Raw genomic sequence first — 21,049 nt, forward strand, 5'->3', positions numbered from 1 at the left:
AGTGAGATAGCCTGAGCAGGAGTAAATATAAGGGACATACTTAGCTATGTTATTACCCTGGTTGATATTAATCCCCTTTATCGGTGGCTTCCTGTGCTGGCAGACCGAACGCTTTGGCGTGAAGGTGCCGCGCTGGATAGCGCTGATTACCATGGGACTGACGCTGGCGCTTGGCTTGCAACTGTGGTTGCAGGGCGGCTATTCACTGACGCAATCCGCTGGCATTCCGCAGTGGCAGTCTGAGTTTGTCCTGCCGTGGATCCCACGTTTTGGCATCTCTATTCATTTAGCCATCGACGGTTTGTCGCTGCTGATGGTGGTGCTAACCGGTCTGCTCGGTGTTCTGGCGGTACTGTGCTCCTGGAATGAAATCGAAAAATACCAGGGCTTCTTCCACCTGAACCTGATGTGGATCTTAGGCGGCGTAATCGGCGTATTCCTTGCCATCGACATGTTCCTGTTCTTTTTCTTCTGGGAAATGATGTTGGTGCCGATGTACTTCCTGATCGCGTTGTGGGGGCATAAAGCCTCTGACGGTAAAACGCGTATCACGGCGGCCACCAAGTTCTTCATCTATACCCAGGCAAGCGGTCTGGTGATGTTGATTGCCATCCTGGCGCTGGTGTTTGTGCACTACAAAGCGACCGGCGTGTGGACCTTCAACTATGAAGAACTGCTGAATACCCCGATGTCCCACGGCGTGGAATATCTGCTGATGCTGGGCTTCTTCATCGCGTTTGCGGTGAAAATGCCGGTGGTTCCGCTGCACGGCTGGTTGCCGGATGCGCACTCCCAGGCACCGACCGCAGGTTCCGTTGATCTGGCGGGGATTCTGCTGAAAACGGCGGCCTACGGTCTGCTGCGTTTCTCCCTGCCGCTGTTCCCGAACGCGTCGGCAGAGTTTGCACCTATCGCTATGTGGCTTGGCGTAATCGGCATCTTTTACGGCGCGTGGATGGCCTTTAATCAGTACGATATCAAACGTCTGATTGCCTACACCTCTGTATCGCACATGGGCTTCGTGCTGATTGCTATCTACACCGGCAGCCAACTGGCGTACCAGGGTGCGGTTATCCAGATGATTGCGCACGGTCTTTCTGCAGCCGGTCTGTTCATCCTGTGTGGTCAGCTGTACGAACGTCTGCACACGCGTGATATGCGTATGATGGGCGGCCTGTGGGGCAAAATGAAATGGTTGCCTGCGCTGTCAATGTTCTTTGCAGTGTGTACGCTGGGTATGCCGGGTACCGGTAACTTCGTTGGCGAATTCATGATTCTGTTCGGCAGCTATCAGGTGGTTCCGGTCATTACCGTGATCTCAACCTTTGGTCTGGTGTTTGCCTCTGTTTACTCGCTGGCGATGCTGCATCGCGCTTACTTCGGTAAGGCGAAAAGCCAGATTGCCAGTGTTGAACTGCCAGGGATGTCGCTGCGTGAGCTGTTTATCATCCTGTTGCTGGTCGTGCTTCTGGTACTGCTTGGCTTCTATCCGCAGCCGATTCTGGATACCTCGCATTCTGCGATGAGCAACATCCAGCAGTGGTTTGTTAATTCCGTTACTACTACAAGGCCGTAAATCGCCATGACAATAACTCCACAACACCTGATTGCGCTGCTACCGCTGCTGATCGTCGGCTTGACGGTGGTGGTTGTGATGCTCTCCATTGCGTGGCGACGCAATCACTTCCTCAATGCCACGTTGTCAGTCATTGGGCTTAACGCCGCGCTGGTTTCGCTCTGGTTTGTTGGCCAGGCGGGCGCCATGGACGTCACCCCGCTGATGCGGGTTGACGGTTTCGCCATGCTCTACACCGGGCTGGTGCTGCTGGCGAGTCTTGCCACCTGTACCTTCGCTTACCCGTGGCTGGAAGGCTACGACGACAACCGGGAAGAGTTCTACCTGCTGGTGCTGATTGCCGCGCTCGGCGGTATTCTGCTGGCTAACGCTAACCATCTGGCGGCGCTGTTCCTTGGTATTGAGCTTATCTCTCTGCCGCTGTTTGGCCTGGTCGGCTATGCGTTCCGTCAGAAACGTTCGCTGGAAGCCAGTATCAAATACACCATTCTGTCTGCCGCAGCGTCTTCCTTCCTGCTGTTCGGTATGGCGCTGGTGTACGCGCAGTCTGGCAATCTGTCGTTTGTCGCGCTCGGTAAGAGCCTCGGCGACGGCATGCTGAGCGAACCGCTGCTGCTGGCGGGCTTCGGTCTGATGATTGTTGGCCTCGGCTTCAAACTCTCGCTGGTTCCGTTCCATCTGTGGACGCCAGACGTCTACCAGGGGGCTCCGGCTCCGGTTTCCACCTTCCTGGCGACGGCGAGCAAAATCGCTATCTTCGGCGTGGTGATGCGTCTGTTCCTGTACGCGCCGGTTGGCGACAGCGAAGCGGTACGTATCGTGCTGGGTGTGATTGCCTTTGCTTCTATCATCTTCGGTAACCTGATGGCGCTGAGCCAGACCAACATCAAACGTCTGCTCGGCTACTCTTCCATCTCTCACCTCGGTTATCTGCTGGTGGCGCTGATTGCCCTGCAGAGCGGCGAGATGTCGATGGAAGCCGTTGGCGTTTATCTGGCTGGTTATCTGTTCAGCAGCCTTGGCGCGTTCGGTGTGGTCAGTCTGATGTCCAGCCCGTACCGTGGTCCGGATGCGGATTCTCTGTTCTCCTATCGCGGCCTGTTCTGGCATCGTCCGATCCTCGCGGCAGTGATGACGGTGATGATGCTGTCTCTGGCGGGTATCCCGATGACGCTGGGCTTTATCGGTAAATTCTACGTACTGGCTGTCGGTGTGCAGGCTAACCTGTGGTGGCTGGTTGCTGCCGTGGTGGTCGGTTCGGCGATTGGTTTGTACTACTACCTGCGCGTTGCTGTGAGCCTGTATCTGAGCGCACCGCAGCAACTGAACCGTGATGCGCCGTCTAACTGGCAGTACAGCGCGGGCGGTATCGTAGTGCTGATCTCTGCACTGCTGGTGCTGGTGCTGGGTATCTACCCGCAACCGCTGATCAGTATCGTGCAACTGGCGGCGCCGCTGATGTAAGCGACACGTTGGAATAAAAAAACCCGCCTCGGCGGGTTTTTTTATGGGGGCAAGGCTATCAGGCGGAAAGCTGACGGCTCACCAAAGGACCACTAACATCTTTTGCTGCGCGCTCCATCACTTCCTGAATCACAGAAGATAATTCGTTGACCTCGAATTTTGCCACGTAGCCATCGGCCTTAACCCGGCGGACGTGATCTTCGTTGGCGCTACCGGAAAGTGAAGAGTGGATGACGACCGGGATCTTCTTCAGACGTTCGTCGGTTTTTATCTTACGGGTCAGCGTAAAACCATCCATCTCCGGCATTTCCAGATCGGTAAGCACCAGGGCAATCTTCTCGCTGATTGGCTTACCTTCCGCCAGCGCTTCTGCGGAAAGCTGCTGTATTTTTTCCCACGCATCCTGGCCCGTTACATGCATCAGATGCGGGATTTCCATCGCGTTAAGCCCTTTTTCCAACATTGCGCGGGCCACTTTGGAATCATCTGCCACAATCGCCACCGCACCCGGCGTGATGTTGAATTTATTGGTTTTCAGATCGGTTGCGCGCAGGTCGTGGTTCGCCGGTACGATGTCGTACAAGATCTGCTCAACGTCGAGCACCAGCGCCAGGTTGTTGGTCTCTTTGTTGTCATCCAGACAAGCAATACTGGTGATGTAGCGACCATTAACAGCTTTCTCAGCAGTGTGCACCTGTTGCCAGTCGAGACGCATAATGTTCTCTACTGACTCCACCGCAAAGGCCTGTACGCTGCGGGCGTACTCTGTGATCAACAGGATATTAAGCCCGGTTTCGGGTTTACACCCGGCGACAGCAGGCAGGTCGATCACCGGGATCACCTGGTCCCGGATATTCACCATGCCTAACAACGGAGCCTTCATGCCGGCAGGGCGTGTAAAGGTCGGCATCGGTACGATTTCACGCAGTTTGAATACGTTGATGCCAAACAGCTCTGATTTCTGCTCCTCAACGGATTTGCCAAGGCGAAACAGCAGCAGTTCAAAACGGTTAGACAAGGTTAGGTTTGTCCTGTCATCAATATCTTTCTGGAAATTGTTCATCCTGTCCTCAGTGTGAAAGCCAGCCTTTCCACTGTTATCGGCACTGAGGCGGAAAAATGGAGCACTAAACGGTGAAAATGGCGAAATCGTGAGCCAGTTCCGTGTCTGGAAAAATCGCTCTGCACTCTTCAAATAACCGCTGGCAGCCTTTTGCATCGTAGCGTGAGCTGACGTGGGTCATGATGAGTCTGCCCACACCGGCGTCCCGTGCCAGCTGTGCGGCCTGCCGGGTGGAGCTATGCCCGCGGCTGTTGGCTTTTTCCTCCATTGAGGCGTCCAGCGTGGTTTCATGTACCATCACGTCCACCCCTTTTGCCAGTTTGATAGCGCTCGCACAGGGCCCGGTATCACCGAAAATAGCCACGGATTTCCCTCGGGTTGCCGGGGAGAGGAAATCGGCACCGTTAATCGCGCGACCGTCTTCCAGTACGATGGTTTTCCCGGCTTTCAAATCCTGAAACCACGGGCCCGCTTTAACGCCTGCCGCCTTCAGGGCGCTGGCATTAAGCGCGCCGGGTTTGTCGTGTTCTTCAACACGAAAACCGTAGCACTCCAGTGGATGTTCCAGTCGAAACGCAGTCACTTTGCGCAGGCCGTCATCCACAACCTCACCGGCGGTAATTTCTACAATATCCAGCGGGTAATCGGTCCAGGAGCCGCTCAGACGTAACGCGGTTTCGGTAAACTCTCGCAACCCCTTGGGTCCGTAGAGCGTTAGCGGCTGGACGTTCCCGGCCATTGAACGACTGCACAGCAGCCCCGGTAAACCAAACAGATGGTCGCCGTGTAAATGGCTGATAAAAATACGATCGAGTTTTCCCGGATTAAATGGCGTGCTAAGCATTTGATGCTGCGTCCCTTCGCCGCAATCAAAAAGCCACAAACCTGCCTGAGTCGGGTGTTGCAGATTTAGTAAAATTGCCGTTACATTGCGAGAGCGTGTGGGAACTCCCGCTGACGTACCTAAAAATAGTAATTCCATCTTTACGTTACACTTTTCGCCATCAATGAGGCAGGGTGTTCAGGTTATCACAACAAAGGGGCAGACAATGATCCACTGGCAAGATCTTCATCATGCAAAGCTGAGTGTTCAGGAGCTGTATGCCATTCTTCAGCTTCGCTGCGCGGTATTCGTTGTTGAGCAACAATGTCCGTATCAGGACGTGGATGGCGACGACTTAGTCGGCGAGAACCGTCACATTCTGGGATGGCATAACGATGAACTGGTGGCGTATGCGAGGATTCTGAAAAGTGACGATGATCTGGAGCCGGTAGTAATTGGCCGGGTGATTGTCAGCGAAGCGCTGCGCGGTGAAAAACAGGGGCAGCAGTTAATGACGCAAACACTGGCATCCTGTGCGCAGCATTGGCCGCATAAGGCGTTATACCTGGGGGCTCAGGCACATCTGCAATCGTTTTATGCGAGATTTGGGTTTGTTCCAGTCACGGAAGTCTATGACGAAGACGGGATTCCACACATCGGCATGGCGCGTGAGGGGCATCAAGCGTAAACAGCCCCTGTCGTCTATAGTTAGCGGGTACGTCAATAGAAAGGGAGAATACAATGTCTTTTCATTCTTACGAATCACGTATTGATGACGATTTGGAATTGTTGAGCGAAACGCTGGAAGAAGTGCTACGTTCTTCCGGCGATCCTGCCGACCAAAAATACCTTGAGTTGAAAGCGCGGGCTGAGCAGGCGTTAGAAGAGGTGAGAAATCGCGTTAGTCACGCCTCTGACAGTTACTATTATCGTGCAAAGCAGGCTGTTTGCCGGGCAGATGACTATGTACACGAAAAACCCTGGCGTGGGATCGGCGTGGGGGCGACAGTCGGTTTAGTGATGGGATTATTGCTGGCACGGCGATAAATATAGCGCTGTCATCGCACTCCCTATACGGGGGTACTGCTTTTTCTGCTCAGTACCCCGTATAATGTGAGGTTTTTAACAGGGAGAGGTCCGCGTGCATTCAATCACTACTGCGCTGGAAAGTCTGATGCGTCATTTGTCGCAAGAGATACCAGCCGCACCTGGAATTCGTATTTACGATATACCTTTCCCTCTGAATGATGCGTTTGACGCTTTAGGATGGCTGGCCAGCCAGACCGTCTGGCCTCAGTTTTACTGGCAGCAACGTAACGGTGACGAAGAGGCTGCCGTACTGGGAGCCGTCGCCGCATTTTCCTCACTGGACTCTGCCCAACGGTTTTTACGCCAACATGATAATTACCCCGAACTGCGCGTCTGGGGCCTGAATGCGTTTGAGCCGCAGCGCGGTAATTTATTGCTGCCGCGACTGGAATGGCGACGCTGTGCCGGGGTTGCGACCTTACGACTACACCTGTATAGCGACGTGTCGTTGCGTGAAGATGCCGCGCAGGCCGCTGCGTTTATTTCAGCACTTGCGCAGGTAAAACCGCTTCCCGCACTGCGCCTGAATTTAACCGGTGAACAACACTGGCCAGATAAAGCAGGCTGGACGCGCCTTATTGAGCTTGCCACGCAAACTATTGCCGGGGAAGAACTCGACAAAGTGGTACTGGCGCGGGCGACCGATTTACAGTTTTCTCAGCCAGTTAATGCCGCGGCGGTTATGGCCTCCAGCCGTCGTTTAAATCTCAACTGTTACCACTTCTATATGGCGTTTTCCGCCGAATCTGCTTTTCTTGGCTCTTCCCCTGAACGTCTGTATCGGCGGCGTGACATGGCACTGCGCACTGAGGCGCTGGCCGGAACCGTTGCCAATCACCCTGACGATCATCGCGCCTGGCAGTTGGGTGAATGGCTGATGAAGGACGATAAAAATCAGCGTGAGAACATGTTGGTAGTGGAAGATATTTGCCAACGGCTGCAGAACTGTACGCAAACCCTCGATGTCCTGCCGCCGCAGGTACTCAGGCTGCGCAAAGTACAGCATCTGCGCCGCTGTATCTGGACTGCGCTCAATCAGGCGGATGATACGCTCTGTCTGGTACAGCTACAGCCTACTGCGGCCGTAGCGGGTATTCCACGCGAGCTGGCGCGCGAATTTATCCAACATAATGAACCCTTTGAACGCGAGTGGTATGCCGGTTCTGCGGGTTATCTTTCACTGCGTCAGAGCGAGTTTTGCGTGTCATTACGTTCAGCGAAAATTAGCGCAAATGTCGTACGTCTGTATGCCGGGGCGGGGATCGTGCGCGGTTCCGATCCTGAGCAAGAATGGCAAGAAATAGATAATAAAGCGGCAGGGTTACGTACTTTATTACAGATGGAAGGATAATGATTTCGTGTATATTCCCGATTCATATCAAAAATCCATTTATTCGATTCTTTATACTGTGTCGCAATATTGATACCGGACAATCTCATGTCAGTAAGCGCATTTAACCGACGCTGGGCGGCGGTCATTCTGGAAGCTCTCACTCGCCACGGCGTCAGGCATGTCTGTATTGCCCCTGGCTCTCGTTCGACGCCGTTGACTTTAGCGGCAGCGGAAAACCCCGCTTTTATCCACCATACTCATTTTGATGAGCGTGGGCTTGGGCATCTGGCCTTAGGTCTGGCAAAAGTCAGCAGGCAACCTGTTGCCGTGATTGTGACGTCCGGTACAGCGGTGGCGAATTTGTATCCCGCGTTGATTGAAGCGGGCCTGACCGGTGAAAAACTGATTTTACTCACGGCTGACCGACCGCCTGAGCTTATCGATTGTGGCGCTAACCAGGCGATTCGTCAGGCCGGTATGTTTGCCTCGCATCCGTCGCAAACGCTCTCTTTACCGCGTCCGACGCAGGACATTCCCGCAAGCTGGCTGGTGTCTACCATCGATAACGCCTTAGCCGCGCTACATAGCGGGGCGGTGCATATCAATTGCCCATTTGCGGAACCGCTGTATGGTGACATGGATGAAACAGGGGTTGCCTGGCAGCAGCGTCTTGGTGACTGGTGGCAGGATGACAAGCCCTGGCTGCGTGAAGCGCGTCGGCTGGAAAGCGACAAACAGCGTGACTGGTTTTTCTGGCGGCAAAAACGTGGCGTGGTACTTGCCGGGCGCATGAGCGCCGAAGAGGGCAAGAAAGTTGCTCTCTGGGCGCAGACGTTAGGTTGGCCGTTGATTGGCGATGTTCTGTCGCAAACCGGACAACCGTTGCCGTGTGCCGATTTGTGGCTCGGGAATTCGAAAGCGGTGGCAGAGTTACAGCAGGCGCAGATTGTGGTGCAGCTTGGCAGCAGCCTGACCGGAAAGCGACTCCTGCAATGGCAGGCCAGCTGCGATCCGCAGGAATACTGGATCGTTGATAATATCGAAGGCCGCCTCGATCCGGCTCACCATCGTGGACGCAGGCTGGTCGCGAAGGTTGGCGACTGGCTGGAGCTGCATCCGGCGGAGAAACGCCAGCCCTGGTGTGTGGAGATCCCGCGGCTGGCGAAACAGGCATGGCAGGCGGTAGAAGCCCGCCGTGATACGTTTGGCGAAGCACAGCTGGCACACCGTATTCACGAGTATCTGCCAGAGCAGGGACAGCTGTTTGTGGGCAACAGCCTGGTGGTGCGCCTGATTGATGCGTTGTCGCAGCTTCCGGCTGGTTACCCGGTCTATAGCAATCGTGGCGCGAGCGGCATTGACGGCCTGCTGTCAACCGCAGCTGGCGTACAGCGCGCCAGCGCAAAATCGACGCTGGCTATCGTCGGCGATTTATCTGCATTGTATGACCTGAATGCGCTGGCGTTATTGCGTCAGGTTTCCGCGCCGTTTGTCCTGATCGTGGTCAATAATAACGGTGGACAAATTTTTTCCCTGCTGCCGACGCCAGCAAGCGAACGTGAACGGTTCTACCTGATGCCGCAGAACGTCCATTTTGAGCATGCTGCCGCCATGTTTGACCTCAAATATCACCGTCCGGAGAACTGGGCGCAACTGGAGAGCGCGCTGACGAATGCCTGGCGTACTCCGGTGGCAACGGTGATTGAGCTGGTAGTGAATGAAACTGACGGGGCGCAAACCCTGCAGCAATTGCTGGCGCAGGTAAGTCATCTATGATCCTGCACGCGCAGGCGAACACGGGTCAGGTGGATTTCCCCTGGCTGGTTTTCCTGCACGGATTTTCCGGTGATTGCCGGGAATGGCAGGCGGTCGGTGAAGCATTCCCGGAGTTTTCGCGGTTGTATATCGACCTGCCTGGCCACGGCGGTTCTGCTGACATCAGCGTGAGCGGATTCGATGACGTCAGCGATTTGTTGCGTAATACGCTGCTTAGTTACAACATACTTAACTACTGGCTGGTGGGATATTCCCTTGGCGGCAGAGTCGCGATGATGGCGGCCTGTCAGGCGTTGCCCGGACTGTGTGGTCTGGTGGTTGAAGGTGGGCATCCAGGGCTGCAAAGTGAAAATGAACGCACCCAGCGTCGTCTCTCGGATGGCCGCTGGGCCGCGCGTTTTCGTACTGAGCCGCTGCGCGAGGTGTTTAATGACTGGTATCAACAGCCGGTCTTTTCCTCACTGAATGTCGCGCAAAGAGAGGCGCTGGTCGATATGCGTAGCCAGAATAACGGGCAAATGCTGGCAGCAATGCTGGAGGCCACTTCGCTGGCCATACAACCTGATTTACGTGTGCAACTGAAAACGCGCACATTTCCGTTTTATTATTTATGTGGTGAACGTGACGATAAATTCCGCGCTCTGGCGGCGGAAATATCAGTACCAAACCATGTGATTCGTAATGCCGGACATAACGCGCATCGGGACAACCCCGCGGGTGTAGTGGACTGTCTGGCTCAGATTCTGCGTCGCTGACTATAGGACATTTTATGATCTATCCTGATGAAACAATGCTTTACGCACCGGTAGAATGGAACGATTGCTCTGAAGGCTACACCGATATTCTCTACGAGAAATCCACCGACGGTATCGCAAAAATCACCATTAATCGTCCACAGGTACGCAATGCCTTCCGTCCGGTCACTGTGAAAGAGATGATCCAGGCGCTGGCGGATGCCCGCTATGATGACAATATCGGCGTGATTATTCTGACCGGTGCGGGCGACAAAGCGTTCTGTGCGGGTGGCGATCAGAAAGTACGTGGCGACTACGGCGGATACCAGGATGACTCCGGCGTGCATCATCTGAACGTACTGGACTTTCAGCGCCAGATTCGTACCTGTCCGAAACCGGTTGTCGCGATGGTGGCAGGGTATTCCATCGGCGGTGGTCATGTGCTGCACATGATGTGTGACCTGACCATTGCGGCTGAAAACGCCATCTTTGGTCAGACCGGGCCGAAAGTCGGTTCCTTCGACGGCGGGTGGGGCGCGTCCTACATGGCGCGCATCGTCGGTCAGAAAAAAGCACGTGAAATCTGGTTCCTGTGCCGTCAGTACGATGCAAAACAAGCGCTGGATATGGGCCTGGTAAACACCGTGGTTCCGCTGGTCGATCTGGAAAAAGAGACCGTACGCTGGTGCCGCGAAATGCTGCAAAACAGCCCAATGGCGCTGCGCTGCCTGAAAGCTGCGCTGAACGCCGACTGCGATGGTCAGGCGGGTCTGCAGGAGCTGGCGGGTAACGCCACGATGCTGTTCTACATGACGGAAGAAGGTCAGGAAGGCCGTAACGCCTTTAACCAGAAACGCCAGCCTGACTTCAGCAAATTCAAACGGAATCCGTAATGCGTAGCGCGCAGGTATACCGTTGGCAGATCCCCATGGACGCGGGGGTGATTCTGCGCGACAGGCGGTTAAAAACGCGTGACGGGCTGTACGTTTGTCTTCGTGACGGCGAGCGCGAAGGGTGGGGAGAGAGCTCCCCCCTGCCGGGCTTCAGTCAGGAAAGCTGGGAAGAGGCGCAAACTGAGCTGCTGGCCTGGGTGAAGGGTTGGCTACAGGGCGATGCTTCCTTACCGCAAATGCCTTCGGTCGCCTTTGGCGCAAGCTGCGCGCTGGCCGAACTGGCAGGCACTCTGCCAGAGGCGGCGGACTACCGTGCTGCGCCGCTGTGTACGGGCGATCCTGATGATCTGGTGCTGCAACTGGCGGACATGCCGGGTGAGAAAGTTGCGAAGGTCAAAGTCGGTCTGTATGAAGCTGTTCGCGACGGTATGGTCGTCAACCTGTTGCTGGAGGCGATCCCGGAACTGCACCTGCGGCTTGATGCCAATCGTGCCTGGACGCCGCTGAAAGCCCAGCAGTTTGCGAAATATGTCAATCCTGAGTATCGCGGGCGCATTGCCTTCCTCGAAGAGCCGTGTAAAACCCGTGATGATTCCCGCGCGTTCTCGCGTGAAACAGGGATTGCCATTGCCTGGGATGAAAGTCTGCGTGAAGCGGATTTCACCTTCGAAGCCGAAGAGGGCGTGAAGGCAGTCGTCATCAAGCCTACGCTGACGGGTAGCCTCGACAAGGTGCGTGAGCAGGTTGCCGCCGCACACGCGATAGGTCTCACCGCCGTGATCAGCTCCTCTATCGAATCGAGCCTGGGCTTAACCCAGCTGGCGCGCATTGCTGCCTTGTTGACCCCACAGACTATCCCAGGTCTGGATACGCTCAGCCTGATGCAGTGCCAGCAGGTACGCGCGTGGCCTGGCAGTACGTTGCCGTGCATTGAGATTGATGCGCTGGAACGATTGCTATGACCCAGCGGGAAATGCCCGATGGCGCAAGCGCATCGGGCCTGGAACGGTTGTCCGATACGCCTGATTTTACCGACTGGCCGTGGCGTCACTGGCGACAGGCTCGTACTGACGCGCCAGCCTTACGCCTCAACGATGAGGTGTTACGCTGGGGCGATCTCTGTACGCGAGTCGATCGTCTGGCAAGCGGCTTTGCGGCTCAAGGGGTGGGAGAGGGCGATGGCATATTGCTCCGCGCCTGGAATCATCCCCGTCCGCTGCTGGCATGGCTGGCACTGTTGCAGTGTGGGGCGCGGGTTTTACCTGTGAACCCACAGTTGCCTCAGTCGCTGCTTGATGCGCTGGTCCCGGAGTTAACGCTGCGTTTTGCGCTGGATCTGGAAGGCGAAAGTCCGCTCCCGGGGTTGGCACCGCTGCGGATGCTGGAACAGTCTGGCGAGCATGCTGCCGTCTGGTTGCCTCAGCGCTTGAGCACAATGACGTTAACTTCCGGCTCAACCGGACTGCCTAAAGCAGCGGTACATACCTGTCAGGCGCATCTGGCGAGCGCACAGGGCGTGCTGTCATTAATGCCGTTTGGCGCTGAAGATGACTGGCTGCTCTCATTGCCGCTGTTTCATGTTTCCGGGCAGGGCATTTTGTGGCGATGGTTGTTCGCCGGCGCGCGTATGACCGTGCGCGATAAGCAGCCGTTAGAGCAGATGCTGGCGGGTTGTACCCATGCTTCGCTGGTTCCCACGCAGCTTTGGCGACTGTTGGTCAATCACACACCGGTATCGCTAAAGGCCGTGTTGCTGGGCGGTGCAGCGATTCCTGTTGAATTGACTGAACAAGCGCGTGAGCAGGGTATTCGCTGCTGGTGTGGTTACGGGTTAACGGAATTTGCCTCCACGGTGTGTGCGAAAGAGGCCGATGGTAAGGCGGATGTCGGCTCTGCACTACCAGGCAGAGAAGTCAGGATTGTTGATGATGAAGTCTGGCTTCGTGCCGCCAGCATGGCGCAAGGGTACTGGCGCAACGGACAGCTTTATCCACTGGTTAATGCACAAGGCTGGTTTGCCACCCGCGATCGCGGCGTGTTAAAGGATGGCAAGCTAACCATAGTCGGGCGTATGGACAATCTGTTCTTTAGCGGTGGAGAAGGGATCCAACCGGAAGAGGTGGAGCGCGTTATTGTATCGCATCCCCATGTTCTGCAAGCTTTTATTGTTCCAATAGAAGATGAAGAGTTTGGCCACCGCCCCGTTGCGGTTGTGGAGTACGATACTGAAGCCGGAAGACTTGATCTGGCAGAATGGGTGAAAGATAAGCTGGCACGTTTCCAGCAACCCGTTCGTTGGCTAACCTTACCCGCAGAACTAAAAAGCGGTGGTATTAAGGTTTCTCGCCGGGCGTTGCTGGAGTGGGTCCGTACCCGCGGTAAAGCTTAAGAAAACATTAAATTTATCTCGCATAATTGCCATTCCCTGGCCATTGTCCTTTGGTTTATCTGCTAAAGTGTAACCTGGTGTGAAAATCATTAGCAAAAGGTGCGCTATGGAATGGCATGTGAAGAAGTCTTGCTGTAACCAAAAAGCAGGGAGGCTCTATATTGTACTTTGTGATAGCGGTGGTTCGTTGAAAATGTTGGCTGAAGCGCAAGCCAGCGAGCGTGTAAAAGCAGGCGATCTCCTGTCACCGTTAAAAGATGCCCAGTATTGTATTAACCGTGACGCATCGCGAGTGATTAAAATCATTGATGCCAGACAGTATCTCGCCGAAGAATGGGAGCGTCTGCGACAACTGTCTGACGATAAATGATCTCAGGGCGTGTGTTGGCGGGCAGGTAAGAATATGGTCATTAATCCCGCCATAATACACAGCACACCCACCAGGGCTTTTACTGAAAAGGTTCCTTGCCAGCCCGGTAAAATCATTGATGCGATCCACACCAGCACATAGCTGAGGCTGAGCAAGGCATAGGCTTTGCTCAGCGCGAGTTGATGCAGGGCTTTATGCCAGCACATCACTGACAGTAAATAACCTACCAGCCCGCCATATAAGGCGAATGCGCTGCTGCTGGTTGCAAAAACGGCGGAGATAAACGCCAGCGGTTGCAGCATGGGCGGCAGATTATCCATCGCGTAACCCAGACTTAGCTGAGCAACCGACGTAATAATCACGCTACACAGCCCCCAAAAAATGCCCATTACACCGCGCTCCCAAGAATAAAGATGCCGGTGATGAGTAGCCCAACCCCCAGCCAGTGACGCGTTGTGACAGGTTCACGCCAGATTTTCCATGCCGCCAGCGTGACCCATACAAAGTTCAGGCTTAGCATTGGGTAGGCGATACCGACGGGAATATTCTGCAATACTGCCAGCCAGAGCAGCATGGCCAGTCCCAGACAGGCCAGCGCCAGACCAATCCACTGCGCGATATAGCGTGTTCGCGCGTGGGCGGGTACCGGGCGGGTGGCCTGCTTCTGGCACAATTGCCCACAGACGCTGAGCAGGCTGGCAAAGACTAAGGTTAGCCAGATCATTTAGGCCTGTACTGAATCAAGACCAGGCGCCCCTGATTGTCGATATAGTCAGCGGGAGGAATGGCAAGCTGATTAATATCCTCATCCTTCGAAATTGACAGCACAAGCGTAATGATCCCTTCCTGACGATGTTGCGCCAACCAGCCGGCAAAGTCATCCCGGCTGACGAAGCGTCCCTGGGCATCCGGATAATTAAGGCCGTATTTTAACTCACCTGTTTGCCCGTACATGTTGATGTCATCGCGTTTCAGGCTCCAGGCCAGGCCAGCGGCAACGCCAACACTGTCGGTGAAAATATAACGGCTCGACTCCAGCGACTCTTTGGTCATCTCGACAAAAAACTGTGGCTGTTTGGATTCCATTACCCGGTCAGGTACTGAGAAGCCGAACAACAGCGCCAGTCCCAGCGGGCAGAGCGCTGCTAATTTCCAGTTTTTTTCACTGTTGTTAAGCGTATACCAGCCAAATAGCGTCCAGGTGATAAAGATACCCCATGAGCAAAACACTTTATACGTTTCGATATGCGACCAGACCGGTGTCTTCAACGGTCCGAGCGTGGACACGATAAATGTGGCGACAATACCAATAACACCGAACAGAATGTTGATCCAACCGTTGACGCGCAGGGCTGCAGAACCTTTTTCAGCAGCCTGCAAGCCAAACCGCGCGGTAAGGATTGCCAGCGGTGCGAAGCAGGAAAGAATATAGGTTGGCAACTTCCCTTTGGCGATACTGAAAAACAGGATCGGCATAATAATCCAGCTCAGCAGGTATAAGGCGCTACGTGGTACATCCCGTTCATGCCAGCCGGTTCGCAATGCGCCCGGTAGTAGCCCGAGCCAGGGTAAGGCACCCGCCACGAAAACCGGTATGTAGTACCAGAATGGCGCTTTATGCTGGGCATCATCCTGCGCAAAACGCTGAATATGCTCAATCCAGAAAAAGTAGTGCCAGAAGTCGGGTTCGCGTTGCGCAATCGCCAGTCCCCACGGCAGGACAATGGCAATACAGCTGATAATCGACAGCAGGCCGTAAATAAAGATCTCTTTCCAGCGCTTTTGCACGAAAACCCATGGCAACACGCTGAGGACAGGGACAGCGAGCGCGAGAAAGCCTTTGGTCATCACGCCCATGCCGCAGGTAAATCCTAACAGCAAAAAGGCGACAATTTTACGTGTTCTGGTGGTGGCTTGCATTCCCTCCCAAAAACAGCACATACCTGCCATCAGCCACAGCGCGATAATGGGATCAAGTACCGCATAGGTTCCGATACTGTAAACAGAGAAAAATGTTAGAAAGATGACGGCAGAGAGTAGGGCCGTACGTTTATCACGCCATAGCCGCATTGCCAGCCAGGCGACCAGGAGTGCAGTCAGTAGGGTTGCAAAAATAGCCCCCGCTCTGACGCCAAAGTTGTTTGCGCCAAATAACCATTGCCCGATACTGTTTAACCAGTATCCCGCGATAGGTTTTTCAAAATAGCGTAGTCCTAAAAAATGTGGGACGATCCAGTCGCCAGACGTCAGCATTTCCCGGCTGATTTCAGCATAGCGCGTTTCGTCGGGCTGCCAGAGCAGGCGGCTATTGATGGGTAAAATAAAATACAGTGCAATAAATGCGACAAATGCCAGGGCGTAACGTGCGGATTTCATGGTGTCACACTCGCGGGTTGCTGGCAGCCGAGCCATCCCTCTCTGCCGGGTATTTTGCCACGAACGATCTGGCCCGTTGGCAGTGTACTGATATCGTCTGGTAACAGTTCGCCCAGTGGACAAAACGTAATCCCGGCGTCGGCGGCACGAATGAGCAGTTCGTCAAATTGCTGCTGAAAAGCAATGCCTTCCACCTCTGCGTGAATCGTGTAGACCGGGGTGCCTTTGTCCCTCTGAATGCGGGAGAGAATATAGTCGTTGAAGTCCGCTGCTTGCACCTCCTGACCAACTACTTCATCCCATGTCGGTAGCGTGACCGGAATTTGTGGTGTCCCTATTTCTCCCGTTTCAAGTACAGGACGGAATAACGATGTCCCCCTGCAATCGCTGTTATAGCGCAGATGGAATGTTTCTTTCGCCTCGACGACGCGCGAGTCGGCACGCCAGCCAGCGACGGCAGAGCAGGTAACGGTTTGGCCGATGATTGTTTCGAGTGCATTAATGCCCCGCGAAATATCATCAATCAGCTGTTTATCGTTCCAGTTGCCACTTCGTGATTGCCAGGCATGATGATCCCAGGCGTGTAAGCCTGTTTCGTGATACCGGGCAGCTTGCGAAATGATGGCCGCATTAGCCAGGCCAATTTCTTTTCCAGGCCAGGCGGTGCCGGCCAGTAAAATGTCCCACCCGTAGAGTGAGGCTGCGTTTGAGCGCAGCATCTTCCACAAAAATTGCGGCTTCACCAGACGCCAGAGATGGCGTCCCATGTTGTCGGGCCCGACGCTAAAAAAGAAACTAGCCCGAACGTTATGCCGGTTCAATGTCTCCAGCAGGCGGGGCACGCCTTCGCGTGTCCCCCTGAATGTATCGACATCTATGCGCAAGCCCACTTTGGTCATGATGTGTGTTCCGTGATGTCCACACTGCGTAAGAAGAAGTCCAGCGTCTCTTCAACCGTTTCTTGCATATCGATTGTTGGTTCCCAGTTCAGGCAACGTTTGGCGTTACGAATACTGGGTTTGCGGTGCTCAACGTCCTGGTAGCCTTTACCATAGTAGCTGCTACTCTCAACGTCGCGGAAACCAGCAAACGGCGGAAAGTGTTGGCGCAACGGATGTTTTTCGAAGCAGGAAAGGAGCATTTCAGCCAGTTCCTGAATACTTGCTTCGTTATCCGGGTTACCGATATTGATGATCTCGCCATCACAGCGCCCGCCGTCGTTTTCAATGATACGGAACAGGGCTTCGATACCGTCACGAATGTCGGTAAAGCAACGCTTCTGCTTGCCGCCTTCAATCAGCTTGATGGGGGAGCCTTCCACCAGATTCAGGATCAGTTGGGTAATGGCGCGTGAGCTGCCGATACGTGCGGCGTTCAGGCTATCCAGACGCGGTCCCATCCAGTTAAATGGACGGAATAAGGTGAAACGTAGCCCTTCTTTTTCACCGTATGCCCAAATAACGCGATCCAGCAGTTGTTTAGAGACCGAGTAGATCCAGCGCGGTTTATTAACCGGGCCGACGATCAGGTTGGAGCTGTCTTCATCGAAGTCTTTATCGGTACACATACCGTAGACTTCAGATGTTGACGGGAAAATGATGCGTTTGCGGTACTTGACACAGTAACGAATAATTTTCAGGTTTTCTTCAAAATCGAGTTCGAAGACGCGCAGCGGGTTGCGGGTATATTCAATCGGTGTGGCAATGGCGACCAGTGGCAGCACGACGTCGCATTTTTTCACATGATATTCAATCCATTCGGAGTGAATGCTGATATCACCTTCCACAAAATGGAATCGTGGGTGTTGCAGAAAACGCTCAATCGCATCGCTGCCAATATCAAGCCCGTAGATTTCGTAGTTATCTTCGCGTAGCAGGCGTTCGGTCAGGTGGTTGCCAATAAAACCGTTAACGCCAAGGATCAACACGCGGATACGACGTTTGCTGGCGGAAACGGGCTGGCTGTTGAGGCGAGAACCGGCAACCAGACCCAAAACTTGTGCCAGCTGTGAGCCCTGCATGGTAATGCCATCACCCGCTTGCCCGGTAATGATTTCGAGTGCGCCATCGGCACAGGCAATCAGCAATGGCGATACGGAGATAACCGTTCCCGGCAGCGCTGCAGATGTATTTGCACTCTGGCGCGATGACCAGATGGTGAATTTTTGCGTACCGGCATAGCTAAATGCACCTGGCCATGGATCGGACACGGCGCGAACCATGTTATGCAGTTGTGCGCAGGGTTTGTTCCAGTCGAGGAAACTGTCTTCCGGCGTGCGGCGACCAAAACAGGTGGCGTCGGCTTCCTGTTGTGGATACTCCTGAAAATCACCGGCTTTGATGGCTGGCAGCGCCTGCGCCAGTACCTCGCGGGCAGACTGGCATAATTTATGGTGCAGGGTTAACGCCACGTCATCGGGGGAAATGGTAATGCGTTGTTGGGCAACGATGGCACCGGCATCTGCGCGCTTGACCATGCGGTGCAGCGTCACGCCTGTTTCGGTTTCGCCATTGACTAATACCCAGTTCAGCGGTGCACGGCCACGATATTTGGGCAGTAATGAGCCGTGCAGATTAAAGGCCCCCGCAGGTGCAAGACGCAGGATCTCATCGCTGAGTAAATGGCGATAGTAGAATGAGAAGATCACATCGGGGGCGAGCTGGGCGATCCGCTCGATCCACAGCGGATGATTGACCTCGTCCGGAGCGTACACCGGAATACCTGCGCTGGCAGCGAGGCGGGAAACTGAGCCAAAAAACGCTTTTTCACCTGGGTTATCGGCGTGCGTAAAAATAGCAGCGATGTCATAACCCGCATCCAACAGGGCCTGAACTCCCTGACATCCCATATCGTGATAGGCAAATACGACGGCTTTCATGCGCGGTTTTCCTCAGTTGACTGCGTGGTTTGTGGACGGATAACGTGTTGAACAAAATAGCGAGGGCGTGCGCGGACATCGTTATAGATGCGACCGATATATTCGCCGAGTAATCCCATGCCAATGAATTGCGCGCCGATAAAGGTAAACAGCACGGCAAACAGCATAAACACACCTTCTGCCGCCCACTGCGGGCCGAGCGTCAGGCGAAGAACAACAAGCAGGACCGACAGGGTAAAGCCTGTGGCGGCAATGATGCTGCCCAGCAGGCTCAACATACGCAATGGCGTGGTGGTCAGGCAGGTTACCAGGTCATACATCAGGTTTATCAGACGCATGAAACTGTACTTAGAGTCGCCAAATTCACGTTCGGCATGGTGTACCGGGATTTCCGTGGCGCGGCGGGCAAAGATGTTAGCCAGGATCGGAATAAAGGTGCTGCGCTCCTGGCAATGCAACATGGCATCGACGATGTGACGGCGATAGGCGCGCAGCATGCAGCCATAATCGCCCATGGCTTTACCGGTCGTGCGCTGAATCAGATGGTTGATCATCCGTGAGGCGGTCTTACGAAAGCGGCTGTCCTGGCGGTTCTGACGCACCGTTCCGACGACATCGAAGCCTTCTTTTGCCGTGGCAACCAGCCGCGGGATCTCCTCTGGCGGGTTTTGTAAATCAGCATCTAACGTGATGATCAGGTCGCCCGTGACGTGGCTGAAACCGGCCATAATCGCCGAGTGTTGCCCATAGTTTCGATTCAACAGAATAGAGACAATATGGCTGTTCGGTGCCTGGGAGGCGTCCATCATCAGTTGAGCCGAATTGTCACTGCTACCGTCGTCAATGAGCAGGATTTCATATTCAGTATCCAGTTTTTCGCAGGCGGCGCTGGTGCGCCTGATTAATTCTGGCAGGCTTTCCTGTTCGTTAAAAACGGGAATGACCACCGAGACTTTACTAATCGGTGTGGCTTCAAACATGCTTATTGTCCTGCAATCTGGCGAAGTGCCGTAATGACGCGTTGTGTGTCATCGTCGGTCATGTCGGGAAATAGCGGCAGTGAACATATGCGTGCGCTATTCCATTCGGTATTAGGCAAAGAAAGATCGGTGAAACGTTCGCGATAATATTTCTGCGTGTGGGCCGCGCGAAAATGCAGGCCTGTGCCAATATTTCTGGCCTTTAGTGCTTCCATCAGAGCATCTCTGCTCAGCCCGCAGCGGGCTTCATCCACGCGAATGATGAACAAATGCCAGGCGTGCACATGTGACCACTGAGGCAGGGTGAGCGGTTGAAACGGCGTATCGGCCAGCTCCTGTTGATACTGCTGCGCAATTTGCGCACGGCGTGCGTTCAGACGAGCCAGCTTGTTCAACTGTACCAGGGCGATGGCAGCGTTGATATCAGTCAGGTTGTACTTATATCCCGGCGCGAGAACTTCAGCTTGCGGCGCGCGGCCATAGGTTTGACGGTCATACGCATCTACACCCAGGCCGTGAAATTTCAGGCTGCGAAGCCGTTGAGCGAGCTGGCTGTCGTCAGTAACAATCAGTCCACCCTCAGCACAGGTCACATTCTTGATAGCGTGAAAGGAAAAGATTGCGGTACCACGAGCACCGACATGACGACCCTTGTATAACGTTCCGACGGCGTGTGCTGCGTCTTCAATAACAGGGATTCCATAGCGTTCACCGATGGCGTAAATGGCATCAAGATCGGCTGGGGCCCCGGCATAATGCACGGGAATAATAGCTTTGGTTCGTGGTGTGATAGCGGCTTCAATTTGTTCGGGAGTCACCATCAGCGTATCGCGGTCAACATCGATCATAACGGGTGTGGCGCCCAGCAGGACAATCATGTTGAGTGTAGATACCCACGTCATCGACGGGGTGATCACTTCATCGCCTTCACCCACACCCAGCGCCATTAGCGTAATGTGCATACCTGCCGTCGCGGAACAGACGGCAACGGCGTTTTGGTTTCCTGTGAGCTGGCAGAAAGCGTCTTCCAACTGCTGATTTTTAGGACCCGTGGTTATCCACCCTGAATCCAGAACCGCCTTAACTGCGGCAAGTTCTTCATCACCCATTGCCGGACGGGAGAAAGGCAAAAAGTCAGACATCATTATTCCTTCAAGCCATTTAACGCCACCGCAGTTTTATTTTTAGTGATAAACAGGGGCATCGTTAATTATTTCATCAGGCCACAAAGGTTAAAGACTGAAGGTTAATTTATCCTTAAGAGTTTAAGGTTTGGGGTATAAAGATAAAAACAGAGAGGGGTGA

20 protein-coding genes are annotated in these 21,049 nt (G+C 54.3%); 11 read left to right on the top strand and 9 right to left on the bottom strand.

The window, feature by feature from the left end; genetic code table 11:
* Window positions 1-46: 46 nt before the first annotated feature.
* On the top strand, window positions 47-1,576 hold the full coding sequence (gene nuoM, locus HV041_RS04160) for an NADH-quinone oxidoreductase subunit M (RefSeq protein ID WP_003027692.1): 1,530 nt from the start codon (window positions 47-49) through the stop codon (window positions 1,574-1,576).
* A gap of 6 nt (window positions 1,577-1,582) precedes the next feature.
* A complete protein-coding gene (gene nuoN / locus HV041_RS04165; RefSeq protein WP_048211072.1) occupies window positions 1,583-3,040 on the top strand; it encodes an NADH-quinone oxidoreductase subunit NuoN in 1,458 nt (485 codons plus the stop codon).
* 58 nt (window positions 3,041-3,098) lie between these two features.
* On the opposite strand, the gene HV041_RS04170 is transcribed toward nuoN, so the two are convergent.
* Window positions 3,099-4,103 carry a chemotaxis protein gene (locus HV041_RS04170; RefSeq protein WP_061068219.1) on the bottom strand — a complete coding sequence of 335 codons (1,005 nt, stop codon included), beginning with the start codon at window positions 4,101-4,103 and terminating at the stop codon, window positions 3,099-3,101.
* Between the two features lie 64 nt (window positions 4,104-4,167).
* Window positions 4,168-5,085, bottom strand: coding sequence for a ribonuclease BN (gene rbn, locus HV041_RS04175; RefSeq protein WP_121584851.1), 918 nt, complete (start codon window positions 5,083-5,085; stop codon window positions 4,168-4,170).
* Window positions 5,086-5,152: 67 nt separating this feature from the next.
* Here rbn and HV041_RS04180 point away from each other — a divergent pair, with 67 nt between their 5' ends.
* From HV041_RS04180 to pmrD, 9 genes are all read left to right on the top strand, one after another.
* Complete coding sequence (locus HV041_RS04180) at window positions 5,153-5,614, top strand: GNAT family N-acetyltransferase (protein ID WP_121584850.1); 462 nt, start codon at window positions 5,153-5,155, stop codon at window positions 5,612-5,614.
* 53 nt (window positions 5,615-5,667) lie between these two features.
* Window positions 5,668-5,973 carry a stress response protein ElaB gene (gene elaB / locus HV041_RS04185; protein ID WP_005129450.1) on the top strand — a complete coding sequence of 102 codons (306 nt, stop codon included), beginning with the start codon at window positions 5,668-5,670 and terminating at the stop codon, window positions 5,971-5,973.
* Window positions 5,974-6,067: 94 nt separating this feature from the next.
* Complete coding sequence (gene menF, locus HV041_RS04190; RefSeq protein WP_121584849.1) at window positions 6,068-7,366, top strand: isochorismate synthase MenF; 1,299 nt, start codon at window positions 6,068-6,070, stop codon at window positions 7,364-7,366.
* Window positions 7,367-7,453: 87 nt separating this feature from the next.
* On the top strand, window positions 7,454-9,124 hold the full coding sequence (gene menD / locus HV041_RS04195; protein ID WP_048211078.1) for a 2-succinyl-5-enolpyruvyl-6-hydroxy-3-cyclohexene-1-carboxylic-acid synthase: 1,671 nt from the start codon (window positions 7,454-7,456) through the stop codon (window positions 9,122-9,124).
* Window positions 9,121-9,879, top strand: a complete 759-nt coding sequence (gene menH / locus HV041_RS04200) for a 2-succinyl-6-hydroxy-2,4-cyclohexadiene-1-carboxylate synthase (protein ID WP_115601732.1) — start codon at window positions 9,121-9,123, stop codon at window positions 9,877-9,879. Before menD ends, menH begins: the two co-directional genes overlap by 4 nt.
* 14 nt (window positions 9,880-9,893) lie before the next feature.
* A complete protein-coding gene (menB, locus tag HV041_RS04205) occupies window positions 9,894-10,751 on the top strand; it encodes a 1,4-dihydroxy-2-naphthoyl-CoA synthase (protein WP_048211080.1) in 858 nt (285 codons plus the stop codon).
* Window positions 10,751-11,713, top strand: coding sequence for an o-succinylbenzoate synthase (gene menC, locus HV041_RS04210; protein WP_121584848.1), 963 nt, complete (start codon window positions 10,751-10,753; stop codon window positions 11,711-11,713). Before menB ends, menC begins: the two co-directional genes overlap by 1 nt.
* Window positions 11,710-13,140, top strand: a complete 1,431-nt coding sequence (gene menE / locus HV041_RS04215) for an o-succinylbenzoate--CoA ligase (RefSeq protein WP_161958611.1) — start codon at window positions 11,710-11,712, stop codon at window positions 13,138-13,140. Before menC ends, menE begins: the two co-directional genes overlap by 4 nt.
* Before the next feature lie 106 nt (window positions 13,141-13,246).
* Window positions 13,247-13,510 (top strand): signal transduction protein PmrD, encoded by a 264-nt coding sequence (gene pmrD / locus HV041_RS04220; RefSeq protein ID WP_048211083.1) that lies wholly within the window; start codon window positions 13,247-13,249, stop codon window positions 13,508-13,510.
* 2 nt (window positions 13,511-13,512) lie between these two features.
* Here pmrD and arnF read toward each other — a convergent pair whose 3' ends face one another.
* The 7 genes from arnF to arnB are packed head-to-tail and all read right to left on the bottom strand — an operon-like array spanning window position 13,513 to window position 20,886.
* Complete coding sequence (gene arnF / locus HV041_RS04225; RefSeq protein ID WP_048211084.1) at window positions 13,513-13,899, bottom strand: 4-amino-4-deoxy-L-arabinose-phosphoundecaprenol flippase subunit ArnF; 387 nt, start codon at window positions 13,897-13,899, stop codon at window positions 13,513-13,515.
* A complete protein-coding gene (gene arnE / locus HV041_RS04230) occupies window positions 13,899-14,234 on the bottom strand; it encodes a 4-amino-4-deoxy-L-arabinose-phosphoundecaprenol flippase subunit ArnE (RefSeq protein ID WP_048211085.1) in 336 nt (111 codons plus the stop codon). Before arnE ends, arnF begins: the two co-directional genes overlap by 1 nt.
* Window positions 14,231-15,886 (bottom strand): lipid IV(A) 4-amino-4-deoxy-L-arabinosyltransferase, encoded by a 1,656-nt coding sequence (arnT, locus tag HV041_RS04235; RefSeq protein WP_101741525.1) that lies wholly within the window; start codon window positions 15,884-15,886, stop codon window positions 14,231-14,233. The genes arnE and arnT overlap by 4 nt, the downstream gene beginning before the upstream one ends.
* Window positions 15,883-16,785 (bottom strand): 4-deoxy-4-formamido-L-arabinose-phosphoundecaprenol deformylase, encoded by a 903-nt coding sequence (gene arnD, locus HV041_RS04240; RefSeq protein WP_121584847.1) that lies wholly within the window; start codon window positions 16,783-16,785, stop codon window positions 15,883-15,885. Before arnD ends, arnT begins: the two co-directional genes overlap by 4 nt.
* Window positions 16,782-18,764: a bifunctional UDP-4-amino-4-deoxy-L-arabinose formyltransferase/UDP-glucuronic acid oxidase ArnA gene (gene arnA, locus HV041_RS04245; protein ID WP_121584846.1), complete on the bottom strand. Its 1,983-nt coding sequence runs from the start codon at window positions 18,762-18,764 to the stop codon at window positions 16,782-16,784. Before arnA ends, arnD begins: the two co-directional genes overlap by 4 nt.
* Complete coding sequence (gene arnC, locus HV041_RS04250) at window positions 18,761-19,744, bottom strand: undecaprenyl-phosphate 4-deoxy-4-formamido-L-arabinose transferase (protein ID WP_101741528.1); 984 nt, start codon at window positions 19,742-19,744, stop codon at window positions 18,761-18,763. The genes arnA and arnC overlap by 4 nt, the downstream gene beginning before the upstream one ends.
* A 2-nt stretch (window positions 19,745-19,746) precedes the next feature.
* A complete protein-coding gene (gene arnB, locus HV041_RS04255; RefSeq protein ID WP_121584845.1) occupies window positions 19,747-20,886 on the bottom strand; it encodes a UDP-4-amino-4-deoxy-L-arabinose aminotransferase in 1,140 nt (379 codons plus the stop codon).
* Window positions 20,887-21,049: the final 163 nt, after the last annotated feature.

The organism is Citrobacter sp. RHBSTW-00029 (genome assembly GCF_014104295.1).
GTDB lineage: Bacteria > Pseudomonadota > Gammaproteobacteria > Enterobacterales > Enterobacteriaceae > Citrobacter > Citrobacter youngae.